Origin of the sequence: Lichenihabitans sp. Uapishka_5, assembly GCF_033947565.1 — a bacterium.
Lineage (GTDB): Bacteria > Pseudomonadota > Alphaproteobacteria > Rhizobiales > Beijerinckiaceae > Lichenihabitans.
This window is the reverse complement of record NZ_JARPVX010000194.1, coordinates 1-1429: the sequence shown is the minus strand read 5'-3', so window position 1 is coordinate 1429 and position 1429 is coordinate 1. Positions and strand designations below refer to the sequence as shown.

The following is a 1429-nucleotide window of genomic DNA, read 5'->3' as shown; positions in this document are numbered from 1 at the left end:
CCGGATCGTGTCCCCTGACGTGGTGTAGCTGATGAGGCCATCACAGTGCCCGGCTGGGCCGGATGTCAGGCTGCCGTGAGAGGCAGGTTGACGATCGGATCATCGCTCAATGCGGTGATGGTTTCCAGGGTCATGTATCGGGCTCGCTGGACCGACCATTCGTCGTTCTGTTCGAGCAGAATGGCGCCTACGAGGCGGGTGACGGCGGCTTCGTTTGGGAAGATGCCGACGACTTCGGTCCTGCGCTTGATCTCACCGTTGAGCCGTTCGAGCGGGTTTGTACTGTGCAGCTTGGCGCGGTGCTGGGGCGGGAAGGTCATGTAGGCGAGCACGTCGGCCTCGCTCTCGTCCATGAGGGCTGCGAGCTTCGGCACCTTCGGTCGAAGTTGATCGGCGACACGGCGCCATTGCTGGCGTGCGGCGTCAGCGTCATCCTGTGCGAACGCGGTGGCGATGAAGGCCGAGACGACGCGGCGGCCGGAGCGGCCGGCATGCGCGAGGGCATTCCTTTGGAAATGCACGCGGCAGCGTTGCCACGTGGCGCTCAACACCTTGGAAACGGCGGCCTTGAGGCCTTCATGCGCGTCCGAGATGACGAGCTTGACACCACGCAGGCCACGCCGCGCCAGCTTGCGGAGGAAGGCGGTCCAGAAGGTCTCGGCTTCGGAGGGCCCGATGTCCATGCCGAGCACCTCGCGCCGACCGTCGCTGTTGACCCCGACGGCCACGATCACCGCCATGGAGACGATCCGGCCGGCGGAGCGCGCCTTCACATAGGTCGCATCGACCCACAGATACGGCCAGTCGCCTTCGATCGGCCGGTCGAGGAACGCATTCACGCGCTCGTCGATCTCCTGGCAGAGCCGGCTGACCTGGCTTTTCGAGATGCCGGTCATGCCGAGCGCCTTCACGAGGTCGTCCACGGATCGGGTCGAGACACCGTGGATATAGGCTTCCTGGATCACAGCCGTCAGCGCCTTCTCGGTCATGCGCCGCGGCTCCAGGAACCCGGGAAAGTACGAACCCTTGCGCAGCTTCGGGATCCGAAGTTCGACCGTGCCGGCGCGGGTCTCCCAATCCCGCTCACGGTAGCCGTTGCGCTGCGCCAGCCGCTCGGGGCTCTTCTCGCCAAAGCCGGCGCCCGTCAGGCCGCCGACCTCCAACTCCATCAGCCGCTCGGCCGCAAAGCCGATCATCTCCCGCAGCACATCAGCGTCCGGGGTCTTCTCCAACAAGTCCTTCAGGTTCATCATCGGATCGGTCATCGGTGGGGCTCTCGGTTCGGGGTTGATGCTCACAACCCGACCCTACCGGCAGCACCGTCGATGACCACCGCTCCGGCGCCCGCCCGCTACAGCCCTCAATGACGAGAGCGCGGGCGGTCACCTCCGCTACGCTGCGGAGCTACACCACGCCCAGGGACACGACC

At 65.8% G+C, this 1429-nt stretch carries 1 protein-coding gene; it reads right to left on the bottom strand.

Annotated elements, in window-relative coordinates; all coding sequences use genetic code 11:
• Positions 1-65: 65 nt before the first annotated feature.
• The gene (locus P7D22_RS23105; protein WP_319936585.1) at positions 66-1265 is read right to left on the bottom strand and encodes an IS256 family transposase; all 1200 of its coding nucleotides are present in this window, start codon (positions 1263-1265) and stop codon (positions 66-68) included.
• Between the last annotated feature and the right edge of the window lie 164 nt (positions 1266-1429).